The sequence below is a fragment of the Stenotrophomonas sp. TD3 genome (assembly GCF_001939825.1).
Lineage (GTDB): Bacteria > Pseudomonadota > Gammaproteobacteria > Xanthomonadales > Xanthomonadaceae > Stenotrophomonas.
The window spans coordinates 270,115-289,877 of the sequence record NZ_MOYM01000002.1 but is presented as its reverse complement, the minus strand read 5'-3'; the positions used below and the strand labels follow the sequence as shown (position 1 = coordinate 289,877).

At 66.1% G+C, this 19,763-nt stretch carries 14 protein-coding genes; 2 read left to right on the top strand and 12 right to left on the bottom strand.

Translation table 11 applies throughout. The annotated features are described in order from the left end of the window. Window positions 1-67 precede the first annotated feature (67 nt). A complete protein-coding gene (locus BKE09_RS18160) occupies window positions 68-415 on the bottom strand; it encodes a ribonuclease E inhibitor RraB (protein ID WP_014037978.1) in 348 nt (115 codons plus the stop codon). A gap of 23 nt (window positions 416-438) precedes the next feature. After that, window positions 439-2,049 carry a transglycosylase SLT domain-containing protein gene (locus BKE09_RS18155; protein WP_075677085.1) on the bottom strand — a complete coding sequence of 537 codons (1,611 nt, stop codon included), beginning with the start codon at window positions 2,047-2,049 and terminating at the stop codon, window positions 439-441. A 122-nt stretch (window positions 2,050-2,171) separates the two neighbouring features. On the opposite strand from BKE09_RS18155, the gene BKE09_RS18150 reads away from it, so the two are divergent. Both BKE09_RS18150 and greB read left to right on the top strand, forming a co-directional pair. Beyond that, a complete protein-coding gene (locus BKE09_RS18150) occupies window positions 2,172-3,677 on the top strand; it encodes a helicase HerA-like domain-containing protein (RefSeq protein ID WP_075677083.1) in 1,506 nt (501 codons plus the stop codon). Between the two features lie 127 nt (window positions 3,678-3,804). After that, the gene (gene greB / locus BKE09_RS18145; protein ID WP_075677081.1) at window positions 3,805-4,311 is read left to right on the top strand and encodes a transcription elongation factor GreB; all 507 of its coding nucleotides are present in this window, start codon (window positions 3,805-3,807) and stop codon (window positions 4,309-4,311) included. A gap of 19 nt (window positions 4,312-4,330) precedes the next feature. Here the strand turns inward: greB and BKE09_RS18140 are convergent, their stop codons facing one another. The 10 genes from BKE09_RS18140 to BKE09_RS18095 form a co-directional block, all read right to left on the bottom strand. Then, complete coding sequence (locus BKE09_RS18140) at window positions 4,331-5,164, bottom strand: DUF3025 domain-containing protein (RefSeq protein WP_075677079.1); 834 nt, start codon at window positions 5,162-5,164, stop codon at window positions 4,331-4,333. After that, complete coding sequence (gene rimO, locus BKE09_RS18135; RefSeq protein ID WP_049436796.1) at window positions 5,161-6,522, bottom strand: 30S ribosomal protein S12 methylthiotransferase RimO; 1,362 nt, start codon at window positions 6,520-6,522, stop codon at window positions 5,161-5,163. Before rimO ends, BKE09_RS18140 begins: the two co-directional genes overlap by 4 nt. A gap of 146 nt (window positions 6,523-6,668) precedes the next feature. Then, a complete protein-coding gene (locus tag BKE09_RS18130; RefSeq protein ID WP_075677077.1) occupies window positions 6,669-7,232 on the bottom strand; it encodes a hypothetical protein in 564 nt (187 codons plus the stop codon). After that, complete coding sequence (locus BKE09_RS18125; protein WP_075677075.1) at window positions 7,232-7,501, bottom strand: hypothetical protein; 270 nt, start codon at window positions 7,499-7,501, stop codon at window positions 7,232-7,234. The genes BKE09_RS18130 and BKE09_RS18125 overlap by 1 nt, the downstream gene beginning before the upstream one ends. 84 nt (window positions 7,502-7,585) lie before the next feature. After that, window positions 7,586-7,801: a hypothetical protein gene (locus BKE09_RS18120; protein WP_075677073.1), complete on the bottom strand. Its 216-nt coding sequence runs from the start codon at window positions 7,799-7,801 to the stop codon at window positions 7,586-7,588. Between the two features lie 89 nt (window positions 7,802-7,890). Beyond that, entirely contained in the window at window positions 7,891-16,167 is an 8,277-nt protein-coding gene (locus BKE09_RS18115) for a host specificity factor TipJ family phage tail protein (protein WP_075677071.1), read from the bottom strand. Then, window positions 16,158-16,553 carry a hypothetical protein gene (locus BKE09_RS18110; protein ID WP_075677069.1) on the bottom strand — a complete coding sequence of 132 codons (396 nt, stop codon included), beginning with the start codon at window positions 16,551-16,553 and terminating at the stop codon, window positions 16,158-16,160. Before BKE09_RS18110 ends, BKE09_RS18115 begins: the two co-directional genes overlap by 10 nt. Next, a complete protein-coding gene (locus BKE09_RS18105; RefSeq protein ID WP_075677067.1) occupies window positions 16,553-17,014 on the bottom strand; it encodes a DUF1833 family protein in 462 nt (153 codons plus the stop codon). The genes BKE09_RS18110 and BKE09_RS18105 overlap by 1 nt, the downstream gene beginning before the upstream one ends. Then, entirely contained in the window at window positions 17,011-17,364 is a 354-nt protein-coding gene (locus tag BKE09_RS18100; RefSeq protein ID WP_014037988.1) for a hypothetical protein, read from the bottom strand. Before BKE09_RS18100 ends, BKE09_RS18105 begins: the two co-directional genes overlap by 4 nt. Continuing rightward, complete coding sequence (locus tag BKE09_RS18095) at window positions 17,361-19,694, bottom strand: phage tail tape measure C-terminal domain-containing protein (RefSeq protein WP_075677065.1); 2,334 nt, start codon at window positions 19,692-19,694, stop codon at window positions 17,361-17,363. The genes BKE09_RS18100 and BKE09_RS18095 overlap by 4 nt, the downstream gene beginning before the upstream one ends. Between the last annotated feature and the right edge of the window lie 69 nt (window positions 19,695-19,763).

Genomic DNA, 19,763 nt, shown 5'->3' with positions numbered 1-19,763 from the left:
AAGGGGACGGAGGGGATTAAGTCGTTTATGCATAAACGACTTAATCCCCTCCGTCCCCTTTTTCGCGTTACTGCAGGGCCGGGGCCGGGCCGACGTCCATGCCGTCGTAGTCTTCCACGCCCTTCTCCGCGGCCAGCGCCGCGAATTCCTGGTTGCGACGGTCCAGCGAGGCTTCGTCGTGGATCTCCACGCGCTCCACGTGCAGCACGTGGAACGGCGCGTCGCCCTCTTCCGGCTCCTGCTCGAACAGTTCCACGAAGGCATAGCCCTGCGCCTGCAGGTGGTCCGCCAGTGCCTGCAGCGGCTCGGCGCTGGAGTGGACGAAGAAATACCCCCACAGCAACGGGCCGTTGATGTCCCAGTCGGTGTTTTCGCGGAGGTTGGCGAACAGGTTGCGGGTGGCTTCGAGGTCCATGCGGGTTCCAGGGGTCGGGGGGATTACTTGTCGCAGCCCTGCAGCTTCAGCGTCTGGCCGTGGCGCAGGCTGTAGGCAGGGGCCTTCAGGCCGTTCGCACGGGCCAGGGTCGGCACGTCGCACTGGAACTTCGCCGCGATGGCGCCCAGGGTCTCGCCCTTGCCCACCTTGTGGCTGCGCACCGGCTTCGGGCGCGCGGCCGGCGCCGGGCGGGGCGTTGCCACCGCCGCCACCGGCGTGGTCGGCACACTGGTGGATGCAGCGGCATCGGCCACCGGTACCACACCGCCCACCGCCACGCTGCCGGTGTAGCTGGCCGCGGTCGGGCGCTTGATCGCCGCGTTCAGATCGGCGGTGATCAGGGTGCGGGCCAGGTCGGCACGCGGGCCACTGACGCAGTTGCGCTGGTACAGGCCGGCGATGCGGGTGGTGGCGTTGATCAGGGTGCCGGCCGGAATCCAGCCATCGGCTTCATAGCGCGGGTTGAGGTTGCGCAGCGCGCGCATGTAGCCATCACGGGTGCCGTGGCTGCCCAGGCAGATGGTCAGTTCGTAGATGGTGGTGGACTTGGCCAGGCGCAGCGTGGCCGGCTGCGCGCTGATCTTCGGGAACTCCACGCCGTACTGCTGCGGGTGCAGGAAGATCCAGGCCGCAGCGATCACCATCGGCACATAGTCCTTGGTCTCGCCCGGGAACTGGTTGTAGACGCTGTCGGTCCAGAAGCTCTGGCCGGCGCTCTGCTTGAACACGCGTGCGGCACGGCCTTCGCCACCGTTGTAGGCAGCCACCGACATTTCCACGTTGTTGTTCAGTTCGCGCAGGCGCTCGTTGAGGTAGCTGGCGCTGGCCTCGGCCGCGCTGCGTGCGTCGAATCGGGTATCGAAGCCGGTGCCGTCCGGGCCGAGGCCGAAGCGGCGGCCGGTGGCCGGCATGAACTGCATCAGGCCGGCGGCGCCGGCACGCGAGGAGGCATGCACGCGACCGTTGGATTCCTTGGCCATGATGCCGAACAGCAGTGCCTCGGGCAGGCCACGCTTCTCCCACTCCGGCCACATCACCGCGCGCAGGTTCTGGTAATTCTCGTAGCTGGTCAGCAGCGCCGGGCGCATGTCGGTCAGCCAGCGACGGATGCCGGCCTGCACTGCCGGGTTGTACTCGACCATGCTGTCGAAGGCGTGCCGCTTGTCGTTCAACAGCGCGGCTGCGCGCGCGGCCTCGGGCACGTCCGCGGTCAGCGGGCCGATGTGGTCGGGGTCGGCTTCCAGGCGGTCACCGCCCTCGTCGGCCACGTCATCGCTGGCGGCCGCATCAGCGTCGTGCTTGAGCAGGCGCTTGTAGCTGGCCAGCAGGGTGCCCATCTGGCAGCCCTTCTGCTTCACGCAGTCGTTGAGGACATCTTCCATGTCCTCCAGCGCGGCATCGGCCTCGTTGCTGCCCTTGGGATCGGCATTGGCGACCAGCAGCAGGGCGTCGCTGTAGCGCTTTTCGGCGGCGGTCATGCGCTGCTGCAGCGCATCCACCTTCACCTTGTCCCGGGCCGAAACCCGCTGTGCATGGGCGTCGGGCGCCAGGGAAACCAGGCCGGCCAGGGCCAGCAGCGGCCAACCACGGGAAATCAGGACAGGAACGGGCATTGATGGCACTGTGTGCGAAACAGGCAGGCAGAGTAGCGGCGCCGCCAAGGTCCGGGCAAGCCGACCTTCGGACCGTCACTGCCGGCGGTTAACATTGGGCTATTCATCACAAGGGCTGGACCATGGATCCGATTCTGCTCGGCAAAGGCATTACCGACGATATTGCCGTCACCCTGCTGCCGAAACTCGGCAACCGCCACGGCCTGGTGGCCGGCGCCACCGGTACCGGCAAGACCGTGACCCTGATGACGCTGGCCGAGGGCTTCTCGCGACTGGGCGTGCCGGTGTTCCTGGCCGATGTGAAGGGCGATGTCTCCGGCCTGGCCGTGCCCGGCAGCGGCGCCGAGAACCTGCTCCAGCGCGCCGCCGAGATCGGCGTGGCCGACTATGCGCCGGCCGCCAGCCCCACCATCTTCTGGGACCTGTACGGCAAGCTGGGCCACCCGGTGCGCACCACCGTCAGCGAAATGGGCCCGACCCTGCTGTCGCGCATTCTCGAGTTGAACGACACCCAGGCCGGGGTGCTCGATATCGTGTTCAAGCTGGCCGACGATCGCGGCCTGCTGCTGCTGGACATGGACGACCTGCGCGCCCTGCTCGGCCTGGTCGCCGAGGAGCGCAAGGACATCTCCACCGAGTACGGCCTGGTCAGTGCGCAGTCGATCGCCGCGATCCAGCGTTCGGTGCTGCGCCTGGCACAGGACGGCGGCGAGAATTTCTTCGGCGAACCTGCGCTGGAGCTGGCCGACATCATGCGGGTCAACCACGACGGCCGCGGCGTGATCGGCATCCTCGCCGCCGACCAGCTGGTACTCAAGCCCAAGCTGTACTCCACCTTCCTGCTGTGGCTGCTGTCGGAGCTGTTCGAGCAGCTGCCGGAAGTGGGCGACCTGGACAAGCCGAAGCTGGTCTTCATCTTCGACGAGGCGCACCTGCTGTTCGACGATGCACCGCCGTCGCTGGTGCAGCGCATCGAACAGGTGGTGCGCCTGATCCGTTCCAAGGGCGTGGGCGTGTACTTCTGCTCGCAGTTCCCCGACGACGTGCCGGGCAACATCCTCGGCCAGCTCGGCAACCGCGTGCAGCATGCGCTGCGTGCGTTCACCCCGCGCGACCAGAAGGCGGTGAAGACCGCGGCCGAAACCTTCGTACCAAATCCGAAGCTGGACGTGGCCAAGGTACTGAGCCAGCTCGGCACCGGCGAGGCCCTGGTCTCCACGCTGCAGGACAAGGGCGTACCGATGCCGGTACAGCAGACGATGATCGCGCCGCCGCGCTGCCGGATGGGGCCGATCACCGACGCCGAGCGTGCCCAGGTGCGTGCCGGCAGCCCGGTCGGCAGCCGCTACGACACCGCGATCAACCGCGAGTCGGCCGCCGAACTGCTGGCCCAGCGCGCACAGAAGACCGTCGAACAGGCGCAGGCGCCGGCCGCGCGCAGCCGCGAGCAGGACGAAGCGCAGGAAGGCGGTTTCGGCCAGGCGATCAAGGATGCGATTTTCGGCACCAAGCGCCGCCAGGGCATGATCGAAACCATGGCCAAGCAGACCACGCGTACCGTCGGCACCAAGCTGGGCAACCAGATCGTGCGCGGCATCCTCGGTGGCATCTTCGGCGGCAAGCGTTGAGCTGCCACTACCCGGGTCAGAGCCCTTTCCGCTGGAAAGGGATCTGACCCTGGGGTCGCAGCCCTCCCGCCAGGAAGGGCCCCGACCCCGCTTCCCCGTTCGTCATCCAGAAAAGAAGTCGTATTGCATGTCCCGTTGGCGCCCCCCTGCAGAGAAAAGCACCGCCCTGATCACCGCCTCCGGGCATGCGCGACTGAAGGCCGAACTGGATGAGCTATGGCGCGTGCGCCGCCCGGAAGTGGTGAAGGCGCTGGCCGCCGCTGCCGCAGAGGGCGACCGTTCCGAGAACGCCGAGTACACCTACCGCAAGAAGCAACTGGGCGAGATCGACCGCCGCGTGCGCTACCTGACCAAGCGGCTGGAATCGCTGCGCGTGGTCGATACCACGCCAACCGATCCGCGGGCGGTGTTCTTCGGCGCATGGGTGGAACTGGAGAACGTGGACAGCGGCGACACCAGCCGCTATCGCATTGTCGGGCCGGATGAGACCGATGCCGGGCTGGGCTGGATCAGCATCGATTCCCCCCTGGCGCGTGCGCTGCTGAAGAAGCGGCTGGACGATGAGTTTTCGGTAGAGCTGCCCGGCGGCCAGTTCACCTTTGCGGTGATCGGGGTGGAGTACGAGCCTGTGTAGCGTCGAGCATCGCTCGACGCTACGGAAGCAATAACGGCGGCGGGTACGCGCGTCCTGCACGCAGCGGGCGGAAATAGTCGGCATTGCGATAGAAGGCGGAATCCTGCACGTCGTGCCAGCCGGGAATACCGGCCAATGGCAGGGGCCGCAGCTGCAGCGGATCGGTCACTGCCCTGCCCTCGGCAATGGCCGCGGTCACCGCGTCAACGCAGGCAGCATCGGCATCACCCTGCACCACCACGCACTTGCCGACCAGCAATCGCCCCGGCAACAGCGCCTGTTCCATCAGCGCATGCCCGAATACCGCGGCAATGGCGATGTCACCGCCCTGCCAACGCGTTGGCTCGAACAACGCAGGCCAGTCATGCCCATCCCACGCGCGCAGCAATGTGTCATCGCGCACACGGACAATCACGCCGGTTTCGTCGAACTGGGTCAAGGCGGCCTGCGCGCGGTTGCGCTGTCCGGGTGGCATGGCCTCGATATGCCGACATTGCTGCACGTTGAGTGCCCGCTTCAGTTGCGGGTGGGATGCCCACACCAGTGCATTGAACAGGTCATGCCAGTTGTCGGCACGGGTGGCGATGCGCCCCTGCGCGATGCGGGCCTCGTAGTGCAGGCCATCGGCCAGCAGCGCGGCATCCTGTTCGACCAGCTGCCAACCCGGCAGGGACAGGCGTGCGTCAAGTGCCGCGATGGACGGCCAATCGGGGCCAACCAGCAGATCACGGACGTCCTGCAGCCCGGCGAACAGCGGCTGCCCGAACACCTGCGGATCGACCGCCGCACGTGGCGGCGGTACGAAGCGGCGGACGCCGCCCCCGTCACCGGCGGCGGTCGTCGCTGCGGTCACAGCATCTTGAGATCGAACGCCGGGCGGGTAGCGGCGGGCAGCGCGTCACCGTACAGGTCGTGCTCGTCGCTCTCGGTGATTTCCACGTCGACGAACTCGCCCACGCGCAGCGGCACCTGGTCGGCATTCTGGATATGCACCAGGCCATCGATCTCCGGCGCATCCGCCTTGGAGCGGGCCACGGCGATATCACCTTCGATGGCATCGACCAGGCACTGCTGCACGGTACCGATCTTGGCCTCCAGGCGTGCGGCGGAAATCTGCGCCTGCTTCTCCATGAAGCGGGCCAGGCGTTCCTGCTTCACTTCCTCCGGCACAGCATCGGGCAGATCGTTGGCGGTGGCACCCTCAACCGGCGAATAGGCAAACGCGCCCACGCGGTCCAGCTGCGCTTCGTCGAGGAACGACAGCAGCTCTTCGAACTCGGCCTCGGTCTCGCCCGGGAAGCCGACGATGAAGGTCGAACGCACGGTGATGTCCGGCGCAATGCGGCGCCAGTTCTGCACGCGTTCCAGGGTCTTCTCGACCGCGCCCGGACGCTTCATCAGGCGCAGGATGCGCGGGCTGGCGTGCTGGAACGGGATGTCCAGGTACGGCAGGATCCGGTTCTCGGCCATCAGCGGCACTACTTCGTCCACGTGCGGATACGGGTAGACGTAGTGCATGCGCACCCACGCATCCAGCTCGGACAGGCCTTCGCACAGCGCCTTCAGGCGGGTCTGGTAGGCCTTGTCGCGCCACATCTTCTCGGCGTACTTCACGTCCACGCCGTAGGCCGAGGTGTCCTGCGAAACCACCAGCAGCTCACGCACGCCACCGCGCACCAGGCGCTCGGCTTCACGCAGCACCTCGTCGACCGGGCGCGAGACCAGCTTGCCGCGCATCGACGGAATGATGCAGAAGCTGCACTTGTGGTTGCAGCCTTCGGAAATCTTCAGGTAGGCGTAATGGCGCGGCGTCAGCTTGATACCGTAGTCGGGCACCAGGTCCACGAACGGATCGTGCTTGGGCGGCAGCGCTTCGTGCACCGCTTCCATCACGCTCTGGTAATCCTGCGGGCCGGACACCGCCAGCACGTTGGGGTACGCCTCGCGGATCTGCTCCGGGCGCTTGCCCAGGCAACCGGTGACGATGACCTTGCCGTTCTGGTTCATCGCCTCGCCAATGGCATCCAGCGACTCGGTCACCGCCGAATCGATGAAGCCACAGGTATTGACCACCACCACGTCGGCCGAATCGTAGGACGGGACGATGTCGTATCCCTCCGAGCGGAGCTGGGTGAGGATGCGCTCGGAATCGACGAGGGCCTTCGGGCAGCCAAGGCTGACGAAGCCGACTTTGGGGTTCAGCTGGGACATGGAATCGCGGGACTCTGGGGGCCTGGGCCCCTGCCGGCATGGCAGGGGTTCCTGGGGGCCGGGGCCTGAAAGGGCGCCAGTATACCGGGGTTCGGGCCAGCGCCCTGAATCGCCGCTCCCGCCTGCGGCGCCTGGCCCGTGAAGGGTCAGTACCCGGTCACGTCCAGCACCACCGCAACCAGGTCGCGGAAGTCCGGCCGCCCCGGCTGCGGCGTCTCGAACATCATCGACCAGTCGCTCCAGATGCCATTGATGAAACCCAGCTTCAGGTGACTGCTGTCACCGGAGATCACACCGGCATTGCGCGTCATCCATCGGGCCTGCCATCCACCGTGCACGCTCTGGTTCTCGACCAGCTCCTGCCAGGGCGCCACCAGGAACGCGACAGCATACTTTCGACCGGCGGGTACTGGAATGATCCGATAGATCCAATCGTAGGAGTTCGTGTACTCGATCAGCTCGACCACACGCGCGTACTTGAAGCCGGACCAGAACGCACATTGCCCGGCGTCGTTGAATACCTGCAGGCCTGCACGGGCCTCTGTGGGAATCACACGATCATCGGCAAAGTGGTAGCTGCGGTCATGACTGCTCGCGACCAGATGGACCTGTGGCCACCTGGGCTCGTAATCCACCAGCCGCAGGCACGAGAAATCATCGCTGATCTGGATGCCATTGCCATCGTCGAGGGTTGTTTGGAAGTACGCCATCACCAGGCCACAAGATAGAGATAGGCGCCGTCGCCGGCGGACCAGGAAACCCGGTTGCCACTGATCGTGACGACCCTCCTGGAACTTGAGCTTCCGGTGAATCCACCGGCATTGATGAAGGCGCGTATCGTGCCCTGGCCGCTGGCATTGACCTCGATCTGCCCTGGTCCCATGCCGATGGGAATAACCTGCAACGTGCGGAAAACGCGAGTAGCCAGGTCGATCTCCGGCTGGCCGGCAGCGTCCCATGTCTGCAATCCCGCGGGCATTTTTCATTCTCCTTGAAAACACGGGGCCGCAGGCGGCCCCCTGAAACGGGCGGCGGCAACCCGCCGCCTGACAACCGCCCGGTCTCAGCCAGCGGCCGCTTCAATGGGCAGCGCTTCGTCCACCTCGATCGCTTCAAAGCGGTACAGCGCGCCAAACTTCAAGGCGTACGCATCCAGCGGCGATACCGGGATCACCATCTGCGGAAGAAGGTTGTCGCCCTCCGGCCGGAAATGCAGATTGACCACCCCCGACTGCTCCACTGCGCGGGTCAGCAGGACGAGACGTGCGTTGAACTTCATGTTGGATCTCCAAAAAAAATGGGCCGCATCCACCGGCGGCCCGAACGGTTTTCATGCAGGGCACCCACCGCGAGGGGCAGGCGCGCGGTTCACCACACGCCCATGCGCACACGCAGGCGTCCGGCTTCGTCATAGACCCGCCAGTTGCCATCGCTGTACTCGGTGCGGCGCCCGCCACCGGGCGCACTGACACTGAACGCATCGGCCACCACATCGAAACGCGAAACCTGGCCACTGGATGCCAGCTGCACGCCGCCGACCCGGCCATCGGCACGAACGTTCACCGACCATTGCGCGGAAGACTCGGTGCCTCCGGCCGACCAGGTGGGGGGGGCGGTTGCCGACGCATCCACCTGGCTCAGCATTGGGCGGAACATCCAGAAATAGGGCGTGTCTCCACCGGTACCGATCACGATGACGCGGAAGTATGCGAAGGCTGCGTTTGCCGGTGCCTTGGTGATCAAGAACGCCCGCGACAAGCGGTCGAGCGTGATCGGCGTTCCGGTATCGCTTCTCACGCCGGGGCTGTGCACCAGCCCCAGGTGATTGCCGGCCGCATCGAAGAAGGTCATCTCCAGCTTGGCTTCAACGCGATGGGTATTGATCCAGGCGGACGCGCAATAGGTCTTGCCGCCCTCGATGGCGATGTCGTACTCGGTTCCCCACCACGCCATTTCGCCTGCTGCGACGACGCCGGGCGTCACCGCGCCCAGCCCGAAAATTCCCTTCGGATGCCAGCTGTCATCGCCGGTGGGATTGCCCAGCTCGGACCAGCGGCCGTTCGGATTGCTTCCCCAGCCCCACCCCGAGCGCTGCCAGAAGGGGAACGTGGTGTTCATCAGCAGGTTGCCGCCGGCGCCCAGGTTCTTGACCTGCGCCTGCATGCTGGTCACTACGGCAGCGTCCGCCTTGCCGCCCAGTGAGGCCTGCACGCCGTCGACCCGCCCGGACAGTGCGGTCAGCTGCGTACCCTGCTGGCTGACCTGGCTCTTCAGCTGCGAGAAGCCGCTGGCGGAGACGTCGCCCACCTGGGTCTTGAGCTGGGTCAGGTCACGCGCCGTGGTGTCCAGCTTGCTGCCCTGCTGGCTTACCGAGGTGCTCAGTCCACTGATGGCCGAGGCATTGGCATCGTTGGCCACCTGGTCGGTGATGTCGTAGACCTGGACGCTGTCCACCCGCACCTGGCCGTTGTCGGGGTGAACATAGATGTTCAAACGCCAGGCATCGATGCCGCTGTTGAAGGCATCGAAGTCGAACGATCGGGTCTCGAACGCCTCCACTGCGAACACCGCACGCAGATCCTGGTAGGACTGCTGGCCGGCCGCATTCTTGCGATAGATCCGCACCAGCAGATTGTTGGCACCGCCAGCACCGCAGGCGCGGACGATCACCCGCAGGCGGCGCGCGCCGTTGATCGGCACCCATTTGCCACCGTTGGCCTGCAGGGTCGGATTCACGTTCGTGTAGCGGTTGAGCAGCACACCTGGGCGTCCATCACCGTTGACCGTGCTCCACACCGCGCCATTGGCGGCCGCCGATGCCGTCCAGCCACCCAGCCCTTCGGCGAAGTCGGGATTGGGCAGCAGGCCGCTGCCGGTGTTGAGTACGCCCTTCAGCCCACTGGACAGGTCGGTGATCTGCTGTGCCTGCGCATCGACCTTCGTCCCCTGCTGATCAACCCTGGTGGTCAGCGCGGTCACTGCAGTGGCCGTGGCAGCGGCGCTCTGCTGCGCGGCGTAGGCGTCGGTGACATCGATCATGCGGATGTCATCCACCTGCACGCGCACGCCCACCTCGCGCGCACCGCTTCCACCCGGGATGCTGACCAGCATCCGCCACTTCGCCGCAGACGCGGCGGTATTCATGTAGCCGCTGACCTTGGTCCAACCATCCTTGCGCAGCGAGGCCAGTGCGTAAGCCTGCAAGGGCCACGAATTCTCCGCGTTGGCTTCGTTCGTGGTCTGCCAGCCCACCCGGATCGAGCCACCGGTCGGCTGGATGCTGTCCGGATGCAGGCGTGCGTAGTACTCCACATAGATGCGGCGATTGCCGGTGATGGGGGTCCACTGGCCGAAGTACATGTCCGCATTGGTGTTCGGGCTGGTATTGGCCGCGACATTCACATCCAGGCCGCGCTCGCCGGTCCGGCGTGCATCGGCGCGGGCGGTGTAGATCGTGCCCGCCGCACTGCCCAGCAGCTGGCCGTCCTGGAACGTTTCGAACGCACCCAGCGGGAACAGGCTGTCGCTGCCATTGAGGACCGATTGCACGTCCGACTGCAGCTTGATCACACTGGACGCACTACTGGTGACACGATCACCAAGCTGCACTACGTCGCTGCGCAGGTTGGCGATGGCTGTCGCGTTGCCGGCGATGTCCTGCGCATCGGTGATGTCGTAGAGCTCGACCCGGTCGAACAGCACCTTGCCGCCTGCGTTGGTCAGGTGCACCTGCGGCATGATCTCGTTGCGATCCTGCGCGGCAGACCATTCGGCCGTGTAGGTTTTCCAGGCCGCATCGGACAGGTTCAGCGTCACGTCGGCATGGCTTTCGCCCCCTCCGCTGGTCCGCACGCGCAGCCGGCAGACCAGGGTGGCCGTCGCATTGTCGAAGGCGCGGGCGATCATCACCAGGCGGTACCGCCGCGACCTGCCGGCAACCACCGGCAACCACCGCGCATCATTGGCCGTGATGAAGGGGTTCTGCCCGGCCTGGGGACCATGCGTCATCAACAGTGCGTCACCACTCTGGCCCGATGCCTTCACCCACTCCACGGTGTTGGCCGACACGGTGCGGGTCAATGTCCACCAGGCGGCACTGCCAGCGAAGGAGCTGTTGCGCAGCACGTTGTCGCTGCTGGTCACCGAGGTCTCCACCCGCGCGGCCAGGCTGGTCAGGCTGTCGGCCGCGGACACCAGGTCGGCACCGAGCTTGCTGACGTCGGTGCGCAGCCCAGTCAATGCTTCCGCATTGCTCCGCGCCGCACGATCGAGCATCGACGAATCCTGCGATCCGGTCGGCACGCCATTGAGCACGGTGACGGTCATTTCCACCCACATGCCGGTACGGCCGGTCTCCGGCAAGGGCGACAGGATCTGCCTGCCACCGCCGGCACCGCTCCTGCGCCGCCCGATCATCACCAGCATCCGCGACCCCGACAGGGCCGCCAGGTTCTCCTGTGACAGGCCCGCATCCAGCAGGCGGGTGCGCAGGCCGCCGGTGTCGGTGTTGCTGGCACTGCTGATCGCCCCGACTGCGTCGGATGTGTAGGCAATGAAGTACTGGTTGTCCTTCAGTGTCTGGTCGTACCAGGTGTTGAAACGGGCCGACTCGCTCTGCAGGTTGCCATGGGTATCGAACACCGCCGTATCGGTGATGCTGTTGTCCGCATTGATGATGCCGACCCGCAGCCCCCGGTTGGCGCCCATGCCAGGCACGATGCTGCCATTGGCGCGGTATACACCCGATGCGCGCGGACCACCCGTGGGTGAGGAGGCGATATGCGCGTTGGCGATGATGTTGTAGCCCACCATGTTGCCGATGCCCGAGGCCAGCCGCGTGACGTCCTCGGCGGCACTGCTCAGCTTGCCATCGATCTGTTCCACCTTGGTCGACAGGCCACTGACCGCCGCAGCGTTCGCGTCGACATCGGTTACATCCTCCACCCACAGATCGTCCAGCCACAACGTGCCGGCCGTACCATTGCGATTGATCGTGACCTTGATGCCCTGCACCGTGCCCGTGGGCGACAGCGTCACGAAGGTCTCGGTCTTGACCCAGTCAGCCGATTTCGGGAACGACTGCGTGGCGCCACCCATCAGGTTTCCGTTGTGGTCGGCGACGCGCAGCTTGGTGTTGTCGGCGGTGCCGTCGAAGTCCTCGCTGGTCCGCGTCCAGCACGACACTCGATAGCGACGGCCGGCGGTCAGGGCGATGACGCGCCCCTCATTGACCGCGGCGCTGACCACCGTACTGCTTCCCCCCGCGTAGGGCTCCGCCTTCCAGCACAGACTGTTGCCGCGCCCCTCGCGCACCACCGATGCTGCGGTGGTGTTGAAGAACGTCCACCCGGTGCCAGCGCCCAGGTTGAAGTCGCCATTGAGCGCGAGGTTGCTGCCCGCGCCCATCACCGCTTCCATGCGACTCTTCAGTTGCACCAGGTCCTGGCTGCTGCTGGTGACCCGGCCATCGAGCTGCCCGACTTCGGTCTTCAGTGCATTGAAGGCGCTGGATCCGATCTTGTCCCCCATCGTGGCATCGAGGCTGTCCACGCGCCGCCCCAGTGCCGTGTCAGCGGTCACCATCGCCTGCTGCAGGCTGCTGACACTGGCACTGGTGGCCAGCGCGCCGGTGCCTGCCGGCATGCGCGCCTGGAGTGCCTGGATCGACTGCGCGTTGACCTGGTCGCCACTCAGCCGCGCGGTCTTCTCGGCCGCAATCAGGCCCTGGCTGACCCCCGCCAGGTCACCGCCCTCGTAGCTGCCGCGCATCTGCACGGCCAGCGACTCGCGCCGGCCCGCTTCGCTGCTGTCTGCCGCGACGCGTGCAGTGGCTTCGTCCTGCAGCATGGCCACCGACGCACCCGGCGTCGGGCGACCGATCGCCACCCAGTCCAGCAGGAAGTAGTGGGCGTCGGTCTGCGCCTTGGACAGGTCCAAGCGGATCTGGTCGACGACGGTACCGTTCCACGGAATGTTGTCCACATCCAGCGTCGCGATGCCGTTGCTGTCATAGCTTGGCTCCGCGAACTGCACCATGCGTGCGTTGTCCCACGACTGGCCGGGACCGTTCCACAGCAGGCGCCCGTCCCAGGCAGGATTGCCCACCTTGCGGATGCGCAGCTTGACGAAGCGATGCGCCGCGCCTTGGACATCCTGGCCGCGCGGGCTGGTCACGAAGGCATCACTGGCATGGTTGGCCGGGCGCAGCCAGCCCTCCACCAGCGTTGGACTGCCGCCGTTCGCCCCCCACCCTTCGACGCTGCTGTCGAAATACCAGATGCGCTTGCTGTCGAACTGCACGCCACTGCCCGCCGACAGCTGGCTCACCATGCGGGTGAGGTTCTCCACATCCGACCGGCGTTCGCTGGTTTCGCGGGTCACCGCCGTGGACAGCTCGGTGCGGGTATTCAGATCGCCGGCGGCGCGGTCCAACACTTCGCGTGCCAGGCCATCGGTGCTGGCCTTGAGCGCCAGGGCCTGCTGGTCCAGCCGTTCGGCCTGGCCGGCAAGCCGTTGGGCGCTGGCGGTGATCTGATCCTGCAGGCGCAGCGATTCGCTGCGCAGCGCCTCGGCGGCACGGGTGGCGGCGGCCAGGTCGCTGTCGATGCGGGCGTTGATTTCCTTGCCCAGGTCCTGCTTGACCGATTCGACCACACCGCCGATTCCCTCCAGCGTCTGCCCGGTGTTACGCCCCAGCGCGCGCCGCAGGTAGCGGGCACCGACGGACAGCACGCCGGCGGTGTTGCGACTGCGGCAGGCAAACGTCCAGCTGCCCGCCTCTGGCAGTACGGCTTCGATTGCGGAGGTGAAGAAGCCACCGGCATCGCCCAGCGGGGTCATGTGCTCCCACAGCGGATTGTCGATGCTGCCGGCGGTATAACGGATCTCCACGCCGGCGAAATCAGCCGACTGCACGGTGTCGCTGGAGAAGCCCCACACATAGCGGCGCACGCCACCGCTGAGCTCTTCGATGTCGAACAGATCGACCAGGACCGGCGGCGCATCAGCACCCAGCGTGGTGTACTGGGTGGACACCGCAACGCCGGCGCGGCCATCGGGGCTGTACGGACGAACGACCACCGGATAGGTGCCCGCACCGGGAATCGCCCAGCTCGCCGACCGCGTGGTGGTGCGAGCCACTTCCTCCAGCGCAGCATTGCCGTCTGGATCGGACAGGACCCGCGTTTCGCCGGCCGGGCCACTGATATCGAAGCTGGCCTGCAGCTCGGTGTGCATGCTGCCACCGCGGCTGACCTGGCGCTCGACCACCTTCAGATTGCTGGCCACCGGCCGGGTCTGCAGCGAGGATTCATTCGACGGCGGCACATATTGGCCGGTCCGCACGTAGTGCCAGAACTCGGGCCCCTCCTGCACCACCTCCACAGCGGCACCCTTCAGGTCACCTTCCGGGCGGATGCCGGTCACGCGCACGCGGGTACCCGGCGTCTGCTTGAAGTCGTAGATCCAGATCGTGTCGTGTGCAGGATTGCCGTCGTTGTGGCCCGGCAGTGGTGCATCTGCCGGCCACGGATCGGCCAGCACCAGCCTGTCACTCGGCTCCGTGCCCGGAACCACGCGCAGTACGCGGTAGACACGTTCGCCTGGAATACGCAGGCCGATGAACGCACTGCCCAGCGAAGGTGCCGGGACCGTCTCGTCCAGTTGCAGCGTGGCAACGCCTGCAGTGTCGACGGCGGCACCAATCAGGCGGCCACCGAAGCCCCACTGGGTCAGGTCGTGCTGCAACGCCAGCACTGACAACCGCGAGTAGGCCAGATGCTCGATGTCGGTGCTGTAGCTGATCGACTTGTATTGGTAGACGCTCTGCGCCAGATGCCAACGCGCCAACATCGCAGCATGGGCTTCGGAGCTGACGCCCTCACCGGTGATCTTGGCCGGATTGAGCATCACCTCCACGCCCGGCGCCGGCACGCGCAGCGTCGCCGCCTTCCAGGTGCGGCGGTCCAGATAGCTGTACTCGATGCCGTCGGCAGCATTGGCCAGGGTGTAGTCCACCTGGAACTGGCCCTTCTTGATCGTGGCCATGTTGACCACGCCGGAAAGGGGCTGCTCGTCAGCCGCCCAGGCCACGCCGAGCCGGCCCTTGGCCCAGGTCACCTGGCCGAAGCCGGCCAGCGCGATGGCGTCGAGCACGGCCTGGTGGCTGCGCACCTCGGTCAGCCAGTAGTCGTAACCCAGCGCGTTGTCCGCGCAATGCAGCATGAAGGCCTTCAGGCTTTCGATATCGATGCGCCGGTCGGCCATGCCCAGGCCGGCGATGCGCTTACCGTTCTCATCATGGATGCCACGCGCGTAGGCCAGGATCTGCGCACCCGGGTTGCTGGTTTCCTCGGTCACCCAGCCGGCCGCTTCACCCTTCCACACCGGAATCGGTCGCGCATGGGCCACACAACGGATCTCATCCGGGGTGCCGTTGAGCTGACCGGACGCCTTCATCTGCAGGCCGATGGCAGGAATGCCGGCATGGCTGGCATCGTCGCGCTGCACGCTGACCAGCGTGGTCCAGGTGAAATTCGCCTGCGCGCCGCTGCCGTCGGTGTTCTGCCCGGCCACGCGCACGCGCACGTCGTACTGGCCCAGCTCCACGTCGCGGCCGTAGCTGACGCGGCGCGCCTTCTGCGTGCGCCCCACTACGCTGTAATTGCCGAACGACTGCCAGGCATCGGCGCCGACCGGCCGGTACTGGATCTGGATCTGCTCGCGGTTGTCCTTGTCCTTGCCCTTGGACGTGGTATCCCACAGCCGGAACTCGATGTTCACCTGCAGGCGCAGTGATTCAGCGGAGCTGGTGCGTTCCACCCACGGGCTGGCCACGTGCTTGGCATCGCTGCCAGTATCGAGCAGCTGCGCACCTTCAATCACATCGGCGTTGCTGTACAGCGGAATCGCTTCGTCAGGCATCTGCGGGAAGCCGCGGAACCAGGTGCGCACGCCCTCGTAGCTGGACAGCGCCGAATCACCGTTCTGCAGGGCCTCTACCCGGCCAACGTTGATGCCCGGGCTGAGGGTCAGGCCGACGTACTGCTCATCGCCCTCGAACCAGGTATAGGGGCGGCTGATCAGGTCCGGAGCGAGGCGCGTGGAACCGAACAGCAGGCCCAGCGGTTCATAGGCGCGCACACGGTTGCGCGGCGCTGCCAGGGAATACGCAGTGTCGGCGACACCGCCACCACCGGGCTTGGGTGGCTTCGGCGTGAGAACCTTGTTGATCAGCACGCTGCCGGCCACGTAGACCGCGGATGCAGCCAGCGTGCCGTACGTGCCTGCGATGGCGCCTGCGCCCCAGGCGGAACCGGCCACCAGCGTGCCGATGCCGAAGGTGAAATAGGTCAGCGCGATCATCGCCACCAGCGGAATCACGGCCTTGCCCACCACGCTGCGCACTTCGATCAGCTGGCCATGGCGCGGTCGCACCTGCATCCACTGCTCGCGCGGCACCTCCAGCCCGTCCACGCAGACCTGCCATGCGCGGCCATCGAGCCCGTCTACATGGCGCATGAGGAACGCGTACAGGCTTTCACCCGGGCGCAGGTCGACCGGCACGTTGCGCTGGCCATCCAGCAGCACCGGGTGCGGGGTGATGATGAGGCGGCCGTCGACCGCCGGTTGTGGTGTCAGTTCCATGCGTAGTATCCCTCGATCCTCAGCCCAAATCCGGGCAGGTCACGAACGCGGTGCAGCACGCTGCAGCCGTTCGTTTCGTTGCTGTGCAAGACCCAGCCCTCATGGGCCAGGAAAAAGAAAACCCCGGCGTGGCCGGGGTTGTGTTGTCCGCGTTCGATCATCAGTACCAGGTCGCCGTCCTGTGGAGGGCCCTCGCGAGGTACCGCCTGCGCGCGCGACAATGCGCCCAGCCCGGCCGAGCCGCGCCGCCCGCGCGGCCGGCGTCCGGGCAGTGCCACTTCACGGGCGAACAGCGCTCGCTGCACCTGCATCACCAGGTCGGCGCAGTCGTACGCCGCTTCGTCATAGGGGATGCCCACCCATCGCTCGACGTCGACCAGGCGCATCAGAAGATTCCCGGCAACGTGAACGGATTGGCATGCAGCAGCACGGCCTGCTGGCGCATCAGGAAGTCGACACCACACTGGGCACTGACCGTGCGCGTGTTGACCGACACCTGGGTCATCGGCAGGTCGTACTCGGCCTCGATGGCATCCGGATCGGCGCGATCGGTCAGCATCAACCGTGCGGTCACCATCTCTCCGGGGGCCAGCCCTTCCAGGTCCTCGGTGAGTGCGCGGCCGATGTTGTCGATCACCAGCTGCGCGCGCGGTGCCTGTCCACTGACATCGTCGGGAAGCTGGAAGCCGAACGGTGCGGCAATGAACTCCCTGCCGTTGCTGGTCCAGTTGACGTTGTCGTTGACGATCCGCAGCACCTCCGGCATCGACGGTGCCGACACTTCCAGCAGCATCAGCGGTCCCTGGGGGTCGGCCAGGCGCTGGCGGCGCTCATGGAACGAACTCATCGCATGTACTCCAGTACAAGATCGCGCTTGGAGAAGCGGAACCGGGTGTTCAGTGGCACCAGGCGGCCGATGCCCTGCGGGAAGCGGGCGCTGATCGGCTGCCCGGTCCGCGGGTGCTCCATCGTGAACCAGCCGACGCGACCGACATCGTGCAGGTACCACTCTTCGAATGCCTCGGCGTCAGCCGCGGTGCGGAACTGCACCGAGGCGTACACGTTCTTCATCACCCGGCTGTTGAGCGCGCGCATCTTGCTGGGGCCGCGCTCCATCTCGGTCCGTTCTTCCGAGGCGACGATCTCCTCGCCGTAATCCGCAAAGCGGATTTCTGCATACTCTGGCCAACTGCTCATCCCACTGCCTCCGTCCATCCGTATCGGGCCCGTCCAATGGCGCCCAGCTCACCACCGTTGAGGCTGTCGCCCACGATGTCGATCACCAGTCGCCGCACTTCGCTGCCATCGGGCATGCGCTGCCGCTCTTCCCGGGTGTTGACCCGGCTTTCGCCGTAGTTGTTGATTTCCACATTCATCCCACCCTCGCCGGCACGGGCGATCGGCACCTGCACATAACCCCCGCTGTCACCACCAGACAGGCCATTGCCGGTTCGCAGCGACGTGCGCAGGGCGAAGAATGCCGATGGGCCGCCGAGCGCAGCCATGTCTTCCTGGCTGAGCACGCCCTCGCCCTTGTGGACGATGCCGGCCGGCTCGTACTTGCCTCCCGGGCCGGTATAGCCGCCGGCGGAATACACTATGTCGATGGCCTCTTTCTTCACCGGGCCAATCTGCTGGTTGAAGAACGTGTTGAAGATGCCCACGATCGCCTGCTTGGCGGCAATCCTTGCCAGATCAGCGATGATGGAATTGGCCATCGTCGAGAACGACAGCTTTCCAGTCTGGGCAAACCTCACCAGACTCTCCTCCATGCCCGAGAACATGTTGGTGAACAGCCCACCACTGGCCTCGGCCAGATTGGCCGCACTCGCTGCATAGTCTTCGAACGCCTTGGTGGCGCCGGCACTCCAATCGGATTCAAGCGCCTGCTTCGCCTGCTGGAAATCAGCCTCACGCTGCAACGACTCCGCATGGAATGCGTCCAGTTCGGCGAGCTTGCTCTTGTAACCGGCCGACTCGATGACCTTGCCGTCTTCACCACGCGACTCGTCGTCCAGCGCACGCTTTCGATTGTCCCGGTCCTCATCCAGTGCGGAACGGCGCTGCATGCGATCCACGCGCGCTGCGCCGTGGCCGATGCCGAACAGTGCCTGGTCATTGCCGCGCTGCTGTACATTCGCCGCCTGCTGGAGCTCCCGCTGCAGCTTCAGCAGGTCCTGCTGCGCCTTCTTCGACGCTTCAGCGGCTGCCGCCTCCTTGGCCAGGGCCACCGCGGCATCCAGCGAGGCCTTCACCCGCAGCTGCTTCTGCTCGCTGAGCTTCCTCTCGGCATGCTCCATCTCGTCAAGGAGGGTGACCTGCAGCTTTTCCGCCTCTGTCATCCCCTCCTTCAGCTTCTGGCGCACCCGGTCCTGGGCGATCTGCTTCTCGATGCGATCCATCAGCCCGGCGTACGCATCAGCCTGCTCGTTCACACCCCTGACCGACTGGTGGGCGGCCTGCTGCTGTTCGCGGAACTGGGCCTTGCGTTCGATGTCGGCCTTCTTGCGCGCGGCGTCCCTGTTGAACTCGGCGCGCTGGACCGGGTCCATCTTGTCCGGGCCGCCTCTTGCGTTGATCTCCGCGCCGCGTTCAGCCATCCAGGCCGCGTACTCGCCACGGGTCAGCCGGATCCACTCGACCTCGTCCCGCCACGCCTCTCCGCGCATGGCGCCCAGCATGCCGTTGAAGGCATCGGTTGCCTTCAATGCGTTCCATTCCGTCGCACCCAGAGACGCGATGAGCTGGTCAAGCGTCTGGTTGTCCACGTTCTGGATGGCCGTGGCAATCGCATTGAACAACTTCTCGTCAAGGGAGCCCCTGATCGTTTCTTTCAGGCCCCGGAACTTCTCCTGGACCGGCGCGACCTCCGCCTGGAACGCTTCCAGGTTCGCCTTGGCCTTCTCCAGCTCGGCGTAGTCCGAGGCTGCACTCAGGCCCGCACCTTCCCGTCCTGATCGCTGGCCATAACTCACTCGACCTTCCCAATGGACGACCGAGCCCTGCAGCGCCTTCTCGCGTGCCTCCAGCTCGCGCAGCGCCTTGGCCTGCTCATGCAGCGTGGCGACCGCCTGCTCCAGGGGCAGCGTGCCCGCTCCCATGCCCAGGCCGGCCTGGTCCATCGAGAACGACATCTGCTGCAGCGACTGCATCTGCTCCTTGTACTCGCTGCGCGCACGTTCGGACGCCTTGACCATGTCCAGGTACGCTTCGCCCAGCTTCTGCACCGACGCGATGGCGATGCCCCATGGGCCACCGGCGGCCGTCAGCAGGCCGCTGCCCAGCTCCTTCAAACCGCTGCCGAGGGCATCGCCGCCGACGTTGGCCTTTGCCTTTGTCCCGGCCTTGCCGGTTGCGCCCTCCGGTGCCGCATGCACGCGCGCAAGCGCGGCGGCCGTCCGATCGGCCTCCGCGCGCAGTGTCTTGAGATTCTGCGTCGCCAGGCGACTGGCCTCCGCCATTGCGGTACGGAAGCCCGTCGTATTGACCCGCAGTACTACGTCTAGATTCTGGTTAGTGGACGCCATACGCGTTCCTCCAAGAATGATGAGGGGCCCCGCAGGGCCCCAGGTTCGATTGCATGCCACACATCGGAG